This is a genomic window from Rosistilla oblonga (assembly GCF_007751715.1).
Lineage (GTDB): Bacteria > Planctomycetota > Planctomycetia > Pirellulales > Pirellulaceae > Rosistilla > Rosistilla oblonga.
In genome coordinates, this window is the sequence record NZ_CP036292.1 from 3,211,936 (window position 1) to 3,229,186 (window position 17,251).

At 58.5% G+C, this 17,251-nt stretch carries 11 protein-coding genes; 4 read left to right on the forward strand and 7 right to left on the reverse strand.

Annotation, left to right across the window (positions count from 1 at the left end):
- The first annotated feature begins 36 nt into the window (after positions 1 to 36).
- A complete protein-coding gene (locus CA51_RS11400) occupies positions 37 to 963 on the forward strand; it encodes a metallophosphoesterase family protein (protein ID WP_145120639.1) in 927 nt (308 codons plus the stop codon).
- Between the two features lie 128 nt (positions 964 to 1,091).
- On the opposite strand, the gene CA51_RS11405 is transcribed toward CA51_RS11400, so the two are convergent.
- From CA51_RS11405 to CA51_RS11430, 7 genes are all read right to left on the reverse strand, one after another.
- Positions 1,092 to 3,041 carry a DUF4340 domain-containing protein gene (locus CA51_RS11405; protein WP_145120641.1) on the reverse strand — a complete coding sequence of 650 codons (1,950 nt, stop codon included), beginning with the start codon at positions 3,039 to 3,041 and terminating at the stop codon, positions 1,092 to 1,094.
- 50 nt (positions 3,042 to 3,091) lie between these two features.
- Positions 3,092 to 6,010: a Gldg family protein gene (locus CA51_RS11410; protein WP_145120643.1), complete on the reverse strand. Its 2,919-nt coding sequence runs from the start codon at positions 6,008 to 6,010 to the stop codon at positions 3,092 to 3,094.
- Positions 6,011 to 6,117: 107 nt separating this feature from the next.
- A complete protein-coding gene (locus CA51_RS11415) occupies positions 6,118 to 6,861 on the reverse strand; it encodes an ABC transporter ATP-binding protein (RefSeq protein ID WP_231746133.1) in 744 nt (247 codons plus the stop codon).
- A gap of 27 nt (positions 6,862 to 6,888) precedes the next feature.
- On the reverse strand, positions 6,889 to 7,029 hold the full coding sequence (locus CA51_RS25820; protein ID WP_197451758.1) for a hypothetical protein: 141 nt from the start codon (positions 7,027 to 7,029) through the stop codon (positions 6,889 to 6,891).
- 434 nt (positions 7,030 to 7,463) lie between these two features.
- Positions 7,464 to 9,608: a hypothetical protein gene (locus tag CA51_RS11420; protein WP_145120645.1), complete on the reverse strand. Its 2,145-nt coding sequence runs from the start codon at positions 9,606 to 9,608 to the stop codon at positions 7,464 to 7,466.
- Positions 9,609 to 10,052: 444 nt separating this feature from the next.
- Positions 10,053 to 13,019: a PVC-type heme-binding CxxCH protein gene (locus CA51_RS11425; protein ID WP_197451759.1), complete on the reverse strand. Its 2,967-nt coding sequence runs from the start codon at positions 13,017 to 13,019 to the stop codon at positions 10,053 to 10,055.
- 63 nt (positions 13,020 to 13,082) lie between these two features.
- The gene (locus tag CA51_RS11430) at positions 13,083 to 13,586 is read right to left on the reverse strand and encodes a hypothetical protein (protein ID WP_145120649.1); all 504 of its coding nucleotides are present in this window, start codon (positions 13,584 to 13,586) and stop codon (positions 13,083 to 13,085) included.
- A gap of 476 nt (positions 13,587 to 14,062) precedes the next feature.
- Here CA51_RS11430 and CA51_RS11435 point away from each other — a divergent pair, with 476 nt between their 5' ends.
- From CA51_RS11435 to CA51_RS11445, 3 genes are all read left to right on the forward strand, one after another.
- Positions 14,063 to 15,049: an HD-GYP domain-containing protein gene (locus tag CA51_RS11435; RefSeq protein ID WP_145120651.1), complete on the forward strand. Its 987-nt coding sequence runs from the start codon at positions 14,063 to 14,065 to the stop codon at positions 15,047 to 15,049.
- Positions 15,050 to 15,746: 697 nt separating this feature from the next.
- Entirely contained in the window at positions 15,747 to 16,703 is a 957-nt protein-coding gene (locus tag CA51_RS11440) for an HD-GYP domain-containing protein (RefSeq protein ID WP_145120653.1), read from the forward strand.
- Positions 16,664 to 17,107, forward strand: coding sequence for a hypothetical protein (locus CA51_RS11445; RefSeq protein ID WP_145120655.1), 444 nt, complete (start codon positions 16,664 to 16,666; stop codon positions 17,105 to 17,107). The genes CA51_RS11440 and CA51_RS11445 overlap by 40 nt, the downstream gene beginning before the upstream one ends.
- The last annotated feature ends 144 nt before the right edge of the window (positions 17,108 to 17,251 follow it).

The window sequence follows — 17,251 nt, forward strand, 5'->3', positions numbered from 1 at the left end:
CAAACCCACCCCATTTCCTCTGCCGGAGCCGCCCTCGTGCCGATTCACAAGATCCCTCAATCGCGTCGCCGATTTCTCCAAACGACAGTAGTTGGCGGCGGTGCTGCGCTGCTGATGTCATCGACGCAGCGGCTCGCCGCCGCGGAAGCCGATCCCACCGTGATCGCTCTGCTTTCGGATACACACATCCCCAATTCGCCCGATGTCGAGGCGCGGGGGATCAACATGACCGAAAACCTGCAGCGCGTGATCGGCGAAGTCGTCGACCGCAAGACGCGTCCGTCCGATCTGATCATCAACGGCGACTGTGCCTATCTCAAAGGCCTGCCCGGCGACTATCAAAATCTTGTCAGCTGCCTCGCGCCGCTGGATCGGGCAGGGATCTCGCTGCATCTGACGATGGGCAACCACGACGATCGCCAACCGCTGTACGACGCGCTGTCCAATCAACGCCCTGCTGATGCTCAGGTGACGGCAAAACATGTCAGCGTGATTGAGACGCCGCACGCCAATTTCTTCCTGCTCGATTCATTGTTTCGCGTCAACGTGGTGACGGGAGAAATCGGAGCTGCCCAGATCGATTGGCTCGCTAAACAACTCGATGCTCGCGCCGACAAGCCAGCGATTGTGATGACGCACCACACGCCGCAGTTCGCCGCGCCGGCTGAGGGGAAACCGTGGTCGGGGATCTCCGACACCGCGGCACTAATGGAGGTGCTGGACAGCCGCAAGCATGTCAAAGCCTACCTGTATGGTCACTCGCATCATTGGAATCACAGCCAACGCGGCCACTTCCAGATGATCAACCTGCCGCCGGTCGCCTACGTGTTTAACGACAAGAGTCCCAACGGCTGGGTCGAAGCGGTCCTGACACCCGGCGAGATGCGGCTGGAACTTCAAACGCTCGATCCGAAGCATCCGCTGTCTGGCGAAGTTGTCACGGTTGCGTTGAATCGCGTTTAACCCCTTCGTTCAAGAGCGAGCACTTGCAACGCGTCGCGTCGACACCGGCTTGCACCTACGAAAATAGCCCGCTTCGTGAGAAACGGGCTATTTAAAGCTACATCGATATCGGTGACTGTTCCGCGGGACTAGTTACCAGGAAGACCTGGGATCCCCGGGAAACCTTGTCCGCCCGGCAGACCTGGGACGCCTGGACCAGCTCCCGCGCCCGCTGCACCTTCAGGTTCGGTCCCCTTCTTTTTGATCAATTCGTCGCGAGACAGATGGATCTTGCGGTATTCGCTTTCGGGAACAACGTAGTACCAATCGGCAAAGCGTTCGTTCAGGCTGCGAACCTTCTTCCGCGCCTCTTCCAACTGGTCGTTGCGTTCGTCCAACTTGCGTTGGTTCGCTTTGCGGATCCCTTCCTGGGCGACTTCCAATTCCTCCTGCTTCTCTTCCGCAGTCAGTTCCGGCTTGGCAGCAGGCTTTTCTTCGGCTTCAGCAGCAGCGGCTGGCTTCGCTTCATCCGCAGGCTTCTCTTCCGCTGCGTCGGCGGCTGGCTTTTCAGCTTCGTCGTCCGAGTCGTCTTGCAGCAGCAGAGTCGGCTCGGCTTCATCCGAAGCTTCTTCGTCTTCGCTAGGTGCTTCGCAGCCTTCGGGTTCCTCTTCGCTCGCTTCGGATTCATCCGCATCGGATTCTGAATCTGCGTCGGCGTCAGCATCCGGTTTCGCTGGCTCTTCAGCCTTCTCAGCTTCCGGTTTCGGAGCCGATTCCAACTCGTCAGCAGCTGGCTTTTCGGCTTCCTCGCTCTTCGCAGGCTCCGCCGGTTGGTCGGTCTTCGGTGGCTGGGCCGCTTCGACTTCGGGATGCAACTGCTCCCAAGTTTCAGGAACGGCTTGCAGTTCGGGCTCGGGGAACGTCGCTTCGTTCACCCGCGCGGTAACCAACAGATAGCGGTTGACGCCGGTGACGTCCTCATCGGATCCGTCTTCGGATTCTTCCGGACTGTCCATGCTCTGTTGATCGATCTCACCAAAGCGAAGCAGGTACTCGACACCGTTTTTCAGCGTCGCGATCAGCTCGCCGTTGGCAGCAAAGACTTCGCCCTTGCCATCTTCGGTCGGTTGCGGATAGAAGCCGCGAGCGATCAACGAGCGGACGGCGTCGTCGTTTTTCATGAAGCCCGCGTCGGCTTTCAGATCGCCGGAGAGTCCATCGGGCTTGCGGCGGACATCGACGATCTTGAGGTCGTCCAGGGCGCTTCGCAATTCACCCAGCTTGGTTCCGTCGAGCTCTTGATCGTCGGCGAGCGTTTGCGCAACCGGCTTTCCCTTTTCGTAAACGTCCAATTTCTCCAGCTGCCAGGTATCGTTTTCAGCCAACAAGATGTCGGCGTCAAAGTTCGGCTGCATGCTGGCACCTTGCAGGGTGCGAACGATCGAGTAGTCGCGAATGCCGATCTTTTCGATGTCGAACGAGCTGAGGTCCAGCAGATTGTCTTCGATCCAAGAATCGAATTTGGTCGTCAGCGGAGTGTCGTCGAATTTGACAACATAGGTGACATCCTGAGTTGGGATGCGGACAAACCGCTGATCTTCGGAGTCTTTGACCTTGCTGCCGATGATCAGATTGACAAGGACGTCGCCGTTATCGTTCTCGAATTGGACCAGTCGTCCAACCCCTTCGTCGCCGACTTTCAGACTGGTCGCGTTGGGCTCCAAGACGCCGAACTTCTCGTGATCATCTTTGACTTCGCTGGCGACGTCCAAGATCTCGAGATTCAAAAACGCAGTCGCTGCGTCGCGGATCTGTTCGGTCGCATCGGCGGGATAACCGTCGTGCGATGGGATCGACCACTGGTTGGTTTTCGAATCGCGAGTGACCTCGAACGAACTCAGTTGCCCAAGCTCTTCGTCGAAGCGATCGATTTTCAGCATCGAAACGTCCAACACATCGTTGAACTTTTCGAAGATCGGTTTCCCGATCAAGCCGGCGAGATCGGTCTCGGTCGAGCGAGGCCAAGCAACGATTGCCGCCAAGGCGACCACAACCGATGCGACCAACCAAAAGACGCCTGTCTTTCCACTTTCAGTCACGTTTCTATTCTCCGCAAATCTGTCTTGTTATCGGTGTGTTTGAGTCGGGTTTATCGAAGCCGGCTTTTGGCAATGTTCTCGCGTTCGCGCAATCGACGCGACGCAAAGACGATCACGCCGATCAACAGCGGCGGGATACAGGGGAGCGTCACCGCGGCGGCTTTGACACGATTTTGTCGCGCCCGAACCGTCAGGTCGGCTGCCCGGCGTTCCTTCTGAATCTGACTGTCTCGCTCGCGTTCGAGCTTCTCGCGGCTGACCGTCAACATCCGCTCCAACTGTTGTTGCTTCATCATGAAACGGGTCTGAATCGCTTGGAACGCACCGAGATCGATCTTGCCGTCCTGGTTGTTCTTCTTGGCGTCGTCCAATTCCTTTTGCAGCTTCTGCAGCTCTTCGGTATTCTTCTCTTCGATCTCGCGAACCTTCTCTTTAAAGGCCAGATCGAACTCGGCACCCGCAGCGCTCTCTTTTTCGCGAGCTTCGTTTTCGACTTCTTCGATCCACTGCAGCGTGCTGAACCGCGGTTCGTGTTTGCGGACGTCGATGAACAGACTTTCATCAGCCAACCAATCGACAACGTTTAACACGAAGGTCACGTTCTGAACTCGCAGGTCAACTTCTGCAAACAGCTCTGGCTGAGCGCGGATCGCCAAAAACTCTTGGATCATCAGGTCGGTGTCGGCCACGTAAACCGCCTTGATAGGCCGTTCGCTCGATTCACCACCAGCGGTTTCATCTTTGGCTGCATCGTCACCGCTGGCGTCATCGGCCGTGGAGTCTTCGGTTTTGGCTTCGGCACTAGCGGGACCTTCGATCGCCATCGCAATCGTCTGGATTCCCTTGAAGTCACCCTGCTCGGCTCGCAAAGTATTAGGATCGCGCATCGCAGGTTGCAGTTTGGCCAACGGGATCAACCCGGTCGCCATGCCGGTTTGCACCAACGGAGTGTGCTTCAGAACACTGTCCTTCTTGGCGGTGATCGCACCGGCGTAGATGAACAGGATCTCGCGGAGTCCCGCGGTGATCGGGTTAGCCTCGGAGAGCGCGTCTTCGGCGCCCGGTGCTTCCTCTTTGGCGAACAACCATTGGTCATCCAGTCCCAACGCAGCCATCTTTGGATACGGATTGTATTGCTGCCAGACGATGTCGGGCGAGAAGAGTGCTGTCATGCCGGGCATGCCGGGCGATTCGATCTCCAACACGTCCCACAGCTTGCGAATATCACCCTTTGGAATCGGGCCGCCCTGCTGACCGAACATTCCGCCCGGCGACTGCTTCGGTTCGCCGGTGCCGGGGATTCCGCGGATCGTCATCGGATCCTCGAAGATCGCCATCGGGATTCCAGCTTTGACGCCTTCGACCAAGCGATCGAATTGATCGGGAGCCAGCGACGATGGCTGAACAGCGACCACGGCATCAAACCGCTCGGGGTCCAACGGGGACGACAGGTCGACCTCATCGACTTGATATTGTTTTTCCAGTTCGACAACCAACGGGTGCTTTTCCAGTCGACGCGGCTGGCCGCCAGCCATCGAGAAGCCGCCCATCATGTTGGCGTCGGTGTTGACGATCCCCAAGCGCTTACGCGAGCTCTGCGAAACGGTTTTGATCGATCGCACCAATTCGTATTCGACGGGAATTCCGTAGTCGAAGAAGGGAACGACAACCTTTTCCAATCCGCTGCGGAACGCTGCTCCCAGCAGGATCTCTTGGTTTTCCATCGATCCTTGCGAGCGAACGAATCGGGCGACAGGTTCGATTCCGAAGCGCTCCGAAGCCAGTGCCGCTTCGTCGCTGAACAGCTCCAGATCTTGGTACAGATTGACGTCGATCGTCTTGCCACGCTTGGCAGCTTCGGCGCGGAACTCTTTCAACACGCTTACCAATTCGTAACGCGTGCGAGCATATTGTTCGGGGATATCGGTCGAGATAAACGCATCGACAACGATCGGCCGATCGGCGTCGAGGTTCTTGATCAATTCGATCGTCGCTGGTGCCAGCGAGCTGACGTTGCCTTCGGTCGTGTCGACGCGTTGATCCCAGTTGCGAATCAGCACAACAGCACCGCCGGCCAAGACCATCAACGCCAATGCGCGAGCGGCATAATGCCAGAACATCGTGTTGCCATCTTTGCTTCCCGCCCAGTGCCGACGCCCGATCAGGACCATGCACAGATAGATGCCGATCACGGCGACCAAGACAAAATAGACAGTCGATGAGAGGCTGATCACGCCGCGTCCAAAGTCGTCGAACTGGGCGCTCAGCCCCGAACCGCTGACGATCCGTTGGAACCAGCCGGCCGGGATGATCACGTCGGCCATCGATGCGAAGGCCAGCGGGGCGTTAAACAGAGCTCCCAAAATGAAGCCGACCGTCAGGTTGCCGGTCAGGAACGACGCGACCATACCGATCGCGATCATCGTCAGACCGACGAACCAGTAACCGAGATAGGTCGTGAAAAACAGCCCGGTATCGAGATCGCCATAGCTGAGGACCGCCAGGGTGATGAAGTTCGACAGCTGCGAAAAGATCAGCGAAGCCGTGAAGATCGCCGACGCCGCGAGATACTTTCCCATCACGATGTCGAAGTCATCCGCGGGCAGCGTTAGCAGCAGTTCGTCGGTTCCCTGCCGTTTCTCCTCGGCCCAGATACTCATCGTGATCGCCGGGATGAAGAACAGCATGATCAACGGCAGATAGCGATTCAGCTGGTCCAGCGTCGCCAGGTTGTCGTTGAAGAACTCATAGGGCCAGAAGGCGGCCAGCGACGTCAGGAAGACGAAGATGCAGAGGAACACATATCCGGTTGGATTGCTGAAATAACCGAAGAAGTTACGTCGCAAAACAGCAAATGCGGCTCGCTTGGTGCGAGCGAGGAGACTGATCAGAACAAACAGCACGCCGACGAAGATCAAGTCGATCAGGAGCAGTTTGATCAGGGCCAATAGGAGAGTTACTAGATCCATTCTTCTACACTATTTCAATTGCGAGAACTGGTGAGTTGATTTCAACGGCATGTTCGCGATCACCGCTTGGGAATCGCGAGCTCAGATAGAAACAGAGGTCGGCGGAATCAGCTGACGCTTTCGCCGTGGGTCAGTTTATGGAACGCTTCGTCCAACTGTCCCTTGTGTCCCAAGTCGTCGACGGTGCCGTCGAAGACCTTGCGTCCCTCGTTGATCAAAACGACGCGCGTCGCCATCGCTTCGACCTCTTGCAAAATGTGAGTGCTCAGCAAAATCGTCTTGGTTTCGGCCAGCTTGGCCATCGTCGCGCGAACCCCACGAATCTGGTTCGGATCCAAACCGGCGGTCGGTTCGTCCAAGATCAGCACGTCGGGATCGTGTAACAGTGCCTGGGCCATACCGACGCGTTGCTTAAAACCTTTGGACAGCTTGCTTGTCGCTTTGTGCATCACGGTCGAAAGATCGCAGATCTCGACGACGCGTTCGACGTGCTGCTTGCGTTCGCGAAGCCCCATGCCGCGGGCGTCGGCAAAGAATTCCAACAAGCTGGCCGGCGTCATCTCGGGATACAGCGGGCCGTTCTCGGGCAGATACCCCAGTCGCTTGCTCCCCTCGATCCGATCCGAAAGCATGTTGTGGCCCGCGATTCGAGCCTCCCCTTCGGAAGCGGCGATGTAGCCGGTCAACATTTTCATCGTCGTGCTTTTGCCAGCCCCGTTGGGCCCCAAAAACGCAACAAGTTCCCCTTCATTGACCGTGAAACTGATGTCCCGTGCCGCCGCAAACGGACCGTAGAACTTGCTCAGTCCCACCGCCTCGATCATCGGTCGCTTTCCGTTCGATTCACTCATGTCTTTACTTGTCTTTATCTTCAAAGGTCAATTGTCTTCAAAGGGTTCCGCCATCATGAAACGTCGCGTCCCCATGATCGCAGCGCGTTGCTCGCCATCGATCCCGCTGCGTCGGCGCCGCTGCGAGCACGATCCAGCGCTTCCCACCGCCGGCAACAATCGATTCACCCCGCCGTTGCGTCTTCGGATCCGTTAGCTATCAACGGATCGGTCGACTAAACACGGGGCCCGATTCGTATCAAAGAGGTGGTGGGCGGCAACGTCTCAACCAGCGTCCATAGGGAGACCGCCAAGCGTCTTCCAAAACGCTCAACCGCCCATTAGCAACCGGTTCAAGGCCGCCAATATAGCCGTAATCCCAGCCCACTCAACGGGCGTTGATTCCAGCCATCAAGCAGTTGCGAGGCCGAGCATCGTCAAACGACTTCCGTTTGACACCTTCCTACGCAGCGTGGGGCTGTGCGGTTCGAGAAAAGAACCGAAAAGAAAAGAGCCCCGACGATGCACTCGCCGAGGCTCAAAAACTGAACTTTAATCGTCTCCGCCGCGGAGTTTTGTTCCTCCGTCGCCGGCGGTTACCGTGGCGGATTGCCTAGGTTACCCTAGCGATAGGCGCGGCCGCCGGGTTGAGCGACCTGCGATGGCTGAGCCCAAGGACGGGCGTCGCCGTAGACGCGGCGGTGGTAAACCGAGAGCGCCCGCAGCACGTGCCCCTTCGGTCCCGGTTGCCATTCACGCGTGCGATAGCGGGTGAACGCATTGGTCAGGAACTGAATGCTGCGGACAAAACGTGGGTCTTGCAGTTCATCCTGGTCGGCGGTGAAGATCAACCATTCGATAATATGACCGGTCGTCTGCACCTTGCGATCGAGATCGCGATTGTCCTGCGGCCCCTCGAACCAATTGGTGCTGAACGAACCGTCGCGATTCTGCAGCGACCAGGCGTAGTCGACAAAGTCTTTGATAAACGCGTCGGCTCGAGCCCACTGGCCTTCGATCGGCAGACCTTCGAGCCGTCGCTGCCGCAGGGCGTAACTGAGTCCCATCAAACGGTGCGTTCCGCCGCACGCAGCGCCGACGATCGGCTGAGCCAATTCCTCGGCGAGCAGCGTTTCGAAAGTCCAAACGGTCCCGTCGGACGCTCGCCACTGGGTGTCGGTCGGCAGGTAATGCGACAGCCCGATCAACGAGAATGTCAGCTCTTGCCCGCGGCGACAATCGGCCATCTCCGCCCGAATCAGATCTTCGATCGTAAATCGCGAGCGGCCATCGGTCAGCGGATAGGTCGCTTCGACGTTCACCTGAGCCAACATTGCCAACAGTTGCGCCTGGTGGCCTTGCAAACCTGGACCTTGGCGAATGTATATGCGGCCACTTTTTGTTGTCGTGATCAGACGTTGCCCGCGGAGCGGACGATTGCTGCACAACCACGCGATCGAGTTGTGCAGATTCCTGCCCGATTGCACGTTGGCGTCGGCACCAAATGGAAGCATCATGTGGAACGTGCCCCAAGGGCTGCGTTTCGAGACGTTTTCGGGGCGGCGATGGTAATCGGTCAGCACGCGAGCAACAAAGGGTTGCAAGGTCTGGACGTCGCGAGTCAGCGTGCGGCGCTTTTCGGTCGCCGGAGTTTTGTCGCGGGATTCGACATCGCGATCTGGCGCTCGCGCGGTGCGATCGCTCGGCGAAGTCGCTTCTTCGTCCGATTCGCGTTCCTGTCGCGCTGCCGATCGACCGGGGAAGCTGCGGATCGCGGCCCGCAAACGCTCCAGCGATTCGGCATCGATGTCGCCGTCGGTCTGCTCCTCCTGCGGAACCGGCTCCAGTTCCGTCGGTTCGACCACGTCGACGATCGGTTCGTTGGAATCGGGCGACTGAACCGGCATCAACTTCTTGACTTCGCGTTTGGTGATTTCGCGAGCCCCTTCGGTACTCGAGCTGTTCGTCGAGCGTGAACTCGTCGAACGCTGTTCGGTTTCGTGCCGTGAGATTTCCCGCGTGCTGGTTCGCGTCCGTCGCGAAGTCTCATTCGTGTGAGACTCGGACGATTCGGAAAGCGTCAAGGAACTCGAAGCGGCAGATCGACTCTGATCGCGCAACGTCCCCGGCAGCGGTGCTGGAGCGGGATCGTCGACGGCCGGGCTGAGACGAATTTGCTCGGATTCAGCCGCTGCCATCGGTTGCTTCTCGAAGGCGTTGGTTTTCGATTCGACATGCGTGTCGCGGCGCAGGCTGGGCGGAGTTTGTCCGCCCGGAGCGTTCCCGAGAACGGGAGCCGGTGACTGACTTGTTGCTGCCGATTCGCTGGCGTTTTTCGAGCCGCTGATCGTTTCGCTCTCGGCGGTGCTGGAACGGCGGCCCAGGTCGGGAGTCGTCCAGGGAGTGAAGCTATTGGCTGTCGAAGTCCGCAGCGAACGGGTGCCGCGCGGAATCCAAGTCCCCATCGGCGGCGAAGTGGCTGACGGTGCCGAGGTCGCTGCCGGTGCGGTTGACTTGCTTGGCGATGCCGCAGTCGGCGGGTCGAACCGCTGCGGAGTTTTCCGCTGGGCCGCAGGACGCCGCGACGATTCAAAGCCCGACGAATCGGCGTCGTCCGTAAGTTCCGACGTGGCTTGAACCGGCAGGAAGGTCGGATTGACGTGACTTGGCGTTAACGCCAGCGGCTGATCACCGGCGGCGACGCCCCCAAAACTCCCCCAAGTGATCGTCGTACCGATCGCTAGCGTTTGGAGTAGCAAGGTGCGCATGCGTCGTCGTTTGCGGTTTGTCATCATGAAATCACGGCCTGCTGTGTCGTCAGAACATCCATCGACGCGTCGACCTGAAACGGTCGTGCTGATCGATACGATGGTATTGACTATCGGAACGCCAAGAGCCCCAGTTCAGTACGTCTTGTAATTCCTTCGACAGACGTGTCGGTTAGCCAACCCTAGCGAGATGGAACCCCCGGGAGGTTGGGTCGAGCTGGGGGGATTGCACTCGCCGCGTTAAACCTTGACGGCGATAGCATCGAGAACTTCGCGAATCTTCGCGGCTTTAAGTGAAGTCGCGACCCGCCGCGGCGCCACAAAGCGGGCCGCTCCGTAGTGCACCACCAGAGGGGACCGGCCCCACGAACGCAGCCCCCGTTTCGCGCGCATCGACGAGATCCCTTGCCCCGGAGAGCCCGGGCCGGCTAGCCCGGCGGCAGACTAAGGGGCCGCATGCTTCCGTTGCAGATACCCGATTAAGTCGCGGATATCGGCTTCGCTCATCGGATCCAGCAACCCGCTGGGCATGATCGAGACGGGCGATTCGGTTTGCAGATCGATGTCATCGCGGAGGATCGTGCTGCGATCGTTAACGGTTCGGATCGTGATCGATTGCTCGTCGGACGATTCGACCATCCCCGTGATCACACGGCCATCGATCAACTGCAACACCTGCATCCGATAATCTTTGGCGACCGCCGCGCTCGGATCGACGATATTCTCTAACAGATAGTCGAGGTTGCTGCGTTGGGCTCCGGTGATGTCGGGGCCGATATCCCCGCCGCTGCCAAAGAACTTGTGGCACGTGGCGCAGTTTTTGGTAAACAGCTCGCGGCCGCGATCGGTATCGGCGGTGGCGATCAGTTCATCGGTCAGCCACTTCTTGTAGCTGGCGATCTGTTTCTGGCGATCTTCCCCCGCCGGGCGAGCTTTGCCCCACAACCGATCCAACTGGGCCGATACCTGTTCGTTGTTCAGCGAACGCAGTTGCCGTGCCGTGAACGCTGTCAGGTCGCTGGCGGCGATCTGTTTGGCTTCGATCGCTGCCATCAGTTCGCCAGCCCAATTGCTTCGCGATGCCAGCGTCTGCAAGGCGTCTTGTTGTGTCGCTGAGTCCCATTTGGGATACCCCGCGATTAGCGCGGCCGATGTGCGATCGTTGGCATAGCGAGCCAGACCGCGAATCGCCGCGCGGCGGACATTTGAATCGTCGATCAGCGTCAACAGATCGGCATCAAAATTGGCGGCGCCTCGCGCGACCAAGGCTTCGATCGCTTGTGCGCGATCATCGGTCGCAGCTCCGCCGTCGACGGCGACGCGGCGCAGCAGTTCGATCGCACCGGGATCGTTTAGCGCCAACGCGACCCGAGTCGCAAGCGATCGCACTTCGGCATTGTCGCTGGCTTGAAACGTTGCATAGGCGGCGGGCCAGTTAGGCGGCAGATCGAGCTTGCGACCGCTGAGTCCTTGCAGCGTGCCATCCAACACGTTGGCAACGACCGCGTCGTCGACAGTATCTGCCGATACGCGATCGATCAACAACGGAACGCCTCGGCTCGCCACAGCCGACGACGCAACTCGGCGGGCGACGTTGATCCGCACGCGCGGAATATCAGCTTCCACCGCCAACTGCACAAATCGCGACAGGTCATCGTCGATCAACGGCTCTGCGGCGTACCACAGCATTAGCGGCAGATTTTGGTCGCTCGAATCTTCCGCTCGCTCGCCCAAAGCTTCGACAAGTTCCCAACGCGCGGCCAGCGGCAATCGTTGCAGAGCACTGGTGATCGACAATCGAACCAGCGGTGAATCGCCCGACTTGGCGCAGTTCAGCATCGCCGCGATCGCTGCCGCCGGCGGTTCTCCCGGCTCACATAACAGCGTGATCGCCCACGACCGAATGTCTTCATCGGGATCGTCGATCAATTCGGTCAACCATTGCGGCGACGCTCCGCCGGTGACATGCAGCGCCCAGAGCGCTCGCAACCGCTTTGGCGTGGCGGTCTGCGACTGGAACATGTGATGTAAAACGCGGTGGACCTTCCGCATGTCAGCTCCGGCCGCCGCCCGCTCTTGCAACCGCCGCCGCGCATGGCGGACGTGCCAGTCGTTGTCGTGCAATTGTGCGGCGACCAGTTCATCGTCGTTGTATTGCGAAAGATCGACTTGTGGAATCTTGTCCTGCTTGTAGGTCATCCGAAAGATTCGGCCCGTCTGCCGCTGCGTGTTTCGCACGCTGTGGCACTCGCCGGTGTCGCTCCAGTCGCTGACATAGATCTCACCGGCGGCGCCATACGCCAGCGTAACTCCCATAAACCAAGGGTCTTGCGATCGCATCAGATCGGGACCGTGCGACGCGACGTAGCCCGAACCGCTGCGTCGTGGGATGTCGTTGTTAATCCGGCGGCCATGCAGATTGTTTGTCATCAATGTGTTGCGGTACGGCGCGGGCAGGGCATCGCCGAGATAGATGATCGTGCCGCAGTGAGCGTGTCCGCCGCCGGCAGCATCCTCGTCGGCCGAACCGATCCCGCGGCGGACGTCGCTGATCCCAACATAGTGAAGGTGGTCGGCGATCGTATCGATTCGCTGATACGCGTGCTGACTCGATTTCCGTCCCCGCCACGGTTCGTAGTGCGCCCCCTGGATCACCTGGAACAGATGCGGGTTAACGCAGTTGCAGATGAACGCGTGACCGAGATCGTTCCAATCGATCCCCCAAGGATTAGTCGTCCCGTCGGCATACGCTTCCCAACGATGCTGCACCGGATGGTAGCGATAGACGCCGCCGTCGAATCGCTGCCGGTCGGCTTCGTCGGTTCCGGGGCGGCCGATCATCGACCAATTGGTTCGGCCATGTGTACCGTACAGCCAGCCATCGGGGCCCCAGGCGAAACCGTTTGCCAGGTTGTGGGCGTTGGCGTGATTGCCGAAACCATCGAGGATCACCTGCGGCGGACCATCGGGCTGGTCGTCTGCATCGCGATCGGGAATGAAGAGCATCGATGGTGGAGACATCACCCAGACGCCGCCGAACCCGACTTCGATCCCCGTGACGTAGTTAAGCCCCTCGAAAAAGACGCTTCGCCGATCGTGGCGTCCATCGCCATCGCTGTCCTCGAGGATCACGATCCTGTCGCTTTTGCCCTCGCCATGCACCGGGTAGGCATAAGCTTCGGCGACCCATAATCGGTTGCGATCGTCGATGCAAAAGCCGATCGGTTGCTGCACGGCGGGTTCGCCCGCAAACAACTGGACCTTGAAATCGGGAGGGACCTGCATCGTGCTGGCCGCTTCGGTCGGCGGCAGCGGTGCGGCGGATTCCTGGGACCAACTGGAACCCACAAAGATCAACACGCACGCTAACCAAGAGGTCGACAAAACAAGCGATTGCAAATGCGAAGGCATGGGCATTTTTGCGGGGGAGCGAAAGAGGAAGAAGTCGAAGAACCGCAAGCGCAGCCGCGGCGGTCAAACACCAATCGTTTCGATTCGCTGCAGGCGAGTATCAAATCCGGCCGCAAGTTCGTCGATCAAACCGCTCATTCTGCCGATCGCATCGCGGCTGGTCGCTTCCTGTTTGGTCAAACCGTCCGCCAGTTCGGCGATCGCGGCGGAGGTTTGCAGCAATGTGTTTTCGAGCGCATCGATTTCCCCCGCCTCCCGATCGCTCCACCGCTGCGAATCGAGCAGCGGACTGTTGGCGTCGCCGCTCGATCGAATCGCCTGCAGCAGTTGATCGATCCGCGACTTCAGCCGCTCGCCCACCGCCAAGCTGCTGAGGATTCCTTGATCGACCTGGTGAGCCAAGTGACGGTCGAGCTTTTGTTTACCGCCGACAAGCGTCTCGGAAAGCCTAGCGCGGAACAATCGATCGCTCTCGCATCGATGCAGCGGTTCCTGGTAGCCGCGATTGCATGGAAGCTGCCGCTCGGCATCGCTCTCCCGATCGGCGGGTTTGGTGTCGTAATTCATATCTCAGCGTTATGGCCATCCTGTTCCGTTGAGCCGATTGCGATGGTCCGTCATTAACCATGATGACCTCAAGATAACGTATTTTCCCGCCGCCTGTTTCGCTCGCTTCGATGGGATGCGCCGCGATCGGTCCCGATCGACAGCAACGAGAAGCGATTGTTCCGAATGTTTCGGTCGAACAGGGAACATTCGCAACCCATAGGAAAACTTTGACAATAACAGTCAGCGTGCTAGGTTTGAATCAGCCGAAGGAAAACTCGGCATGCCGTTATTATCGGCACCCAACAGGTTGGGAACGCTGTCGCGATCACGGGCGGAAACGAACCGGTGGCGCTGCGACGACGCGAGCAACGGCAAACCAAACACGAACCGACGCGTGGCTTCGCATCGACAACTGCAATCGATGCGAGCTTCCAGCGGATTCAGATACCAATACATTTTTTACACTTTGTTCGATCGCATCCGGAGCGAGATTCATGTCGGTAACATTGCAGAGCTCCGGAGGGAAAGACGAACTGGTCTCTGGGTACATCCCGATCAGCGTCTCGACCTTGGTCCCCTCAGCGATCGTGGGCATCGATCTGTTCCAGGTGGAACCCGACGAGCAGCGGTATGTCTTGTACCGCGAGAGCGATTATCCGCTGGAACAGACCGATCTGGTGAAGCTGCGGAGCCGCGGGGTCAACAAGCTGTACATTCGCAAAGACGAACAGCCTTCGTATCAGACCTATCTGCGCGAGATGATCGACAATCCGGGCTCCGATGTCCCGGTTTCAGCTCGCGCCGGGGCGTTGAACGAGGTCGTTCGCGATCTGTTGGAATCGGCCTTTCGGGAAGGCGACCCCGACGCATCGGTCAACACAGCCGCCTATCTTGGCGAACAAACTGCCGACATCGTTTGCAACGACCAATTCGCCAGCGTCGATCTGTTCCGCGTTCTGCATCACGACTACGCCACGTTCACACACTCCGCCAACGTCGCCTTCTACGCTGGGATGCTGGCGGCCGAAGTCGGCTTCAGCCAAGCGGAGGTAGCGTTGATCTCCTCCGGGGGCCTGATCCACGATCTGGGCAAATTGCAGATCCCCGACAAGATCCTGTCGAAGCCGGGGCGATTGACCGAACAGGAGTTCCGCGAAATCCAGATGCACCCAGTCACCGGATTCCGCCAACTGGTTCATCGCGAAGACTTGACCGAAGGCCAGTTGATGATGGTCTATCAACATCACGAACGCGTTTGCGGTGGCGGATATCCCGTCGGAATCGCGGGAGACGAGATCCATCCGTGGGCCAAAGTCTGTGCGGTGGTCGACGTCTTCGAAGCGTTGACCAGCAATCGACCCTACCGCACCCCGATGCCGAAGCGGCGGGCGCTCGAGCTTCTGGAGCACGAGCGGGAAGGCTACGAACAAGAATTTTTGGAATGTTGGAAAAAAATCACCAACCGACTTTGGCATAATTGATAGAAAATCCCCCCGTCGGAAGATCGTTCCCGCCGAGCGGCAGGACTATCGTCCGGGGGCTACTGAGGAGCAACTTTCGATCCCTAATTAGGTCGCTTTAAAACCGCATGAATTGGATGCACCGAGTGGTTGAGCGGCCCGCGGCGAGAGTCCGCTGATCGCCCTCGACAAACAAGCGGTCCGTTCCCCGTAACCTGCAAATTGCGGCTTTTACCACTGCGTCGACACACGCAACCGCCGCGCGGCATTCAGTACCCGGAGGCATGAAATCTTGTAGTTTCCCTACCGATAACGCTCGACTTATCTAAACCAGCCGAGCTCCAATCCCGCCCCCCCATAAGGCACTCTAATAGTCTCCGCGATCGGGACGGTCCAACGTGCGGTGATCCGCATAGCCACCTTTGGGGTGTTGCGGCCCGTCCGCATTGACAGTGCTGCGATGCGTGCTAGGGTTGAGAGAATCGAAGTTTCATTCAATCAAAGCTTCTGCCGGAGCGCTCGACGACGACGTCAGATCGCGAGTTCGGAACCGACGGCACTGCAGCGACAATTGATTTGAACCAACGCGCGACTCAAGTCCCCTTTGTTTTCATCGCGTTCGATTCAGTCCTGTCGTATTTTGCAATCCAAACCGCCGCCCCAACCACCAATAAACGGGGCGTGCGTCATGTCGTTAACCGTTCAGGAATCCATCGTAATGGACAACCTCGCTTCGGGTTTTATTCCAATCAGCGTATCGATGTTAGCCCCAGCATCGGTCGTTGGAGTCGAGCTGTTTCAAGCGGAACATAAATCCCGCCGGTACGTGTTGTATCGCGCGAGTGATTATCCGCTGAAACAGACCGACCTGACCAAGCTGCGCCACCGCGGCGTCCACCAGCTGTTTATACGCAAGGGAGCGCAAGCGTCGTATCAATCGTATTTGCGGCAGATGATCGACAATCCCGGCGATGACGTTCCCGTCTCCGCACGCGTGGGCGCTTTAAATGAAGTGGTCCGCGACCTGCTGGACTCCGCGTTTCGAGCTGGCGATACCGACGCGACTGTCTCGACAGCAAACTACTTAGGTCAGCGAACCGCCGACATCGTCTGTAACGATCAATTCACCCGTAGCGATCTATTTCGCGTTTTGCACCACGATTACGCCACATTCACACATTCGGCTAACGTCGCGTTTTACGCGGGCATGTTGGCCGCCGAACTCGGATTCAGCCAAGAGGATGTCGCGGCGATCTCCTCCGGAGGTCTGATCCACGACATCGGCAAGCTAAAGATCCCCGACAAAATTTTATGTAAACCCGGGCGGTTGAGCGAAATGGAATTTCGCGAGATCAAGATGCACCCCGTGACGGGGTTGAATCAATTGGTCCACCGCGAAGGTTTAGTTGAAGGCCAGTTGATGATGGTCTATCAGCACCACGAACGCGTTTGCGGCGGTGGGTATCCAGTTGGGATTGGCGGCGACGATATCCATCCATGGGCCAAACTTTGTGCGGTGGTCGACGTCTTTGAAGCGTTGACCAGCAATCGGCCCTATCGAACCCCAATCCCCAAGCGTCGGGCGATCGAAATGTTGGAACACGAACGAGAAGGCTACGAACAGGAATTCTTGGAATGTTGGAAAAAGATTACAAGCAAACTCTGGCAACGCTAATCGACACTGTCAACTGGGACATCGTGCTACCCGAGGGACACGAGGCTTTCTTTGGCGACAACGGTTCGATTTCACCGTGCACCTACGAATCGCGTTCCTCACCGCGGATGCGCGCTCGCGGACGCGGGATCTTGTACTACGAGGAGACGCTGCGAGCATTTCCCCGCACGCAAGATCCGATGGGAATCTACACGATGGATTTTTCGAAAACCGGAATCGGTTTCGTCGCCTCGTGTCAGTTCCTTCCCGAAGAGGTCGTCCGAATCGTGTTGCCGACCTTTTGGGCTCGGCTGCGAATCACGCGCTGCACGCGGAACAATGACAAACGCTACGATTCCGGCGGCAGCTTGATCACCTGGCATCAACCGAGTCCCGAAGCGTTCGAAACGTTGCAGCCTTCATAGGCCAGCTCAACGGCCGCGCCGCGTCGCCGCCGGGCGAACTTTGCCTGCCTGGCGATGCGGCACCGAATCGGAGTCAACGATTGGCTTTGCTGCAAAACCGCCGAGCCCCAACGCCCAGGGGGCTGTTGGCGACGCCTACAGGTG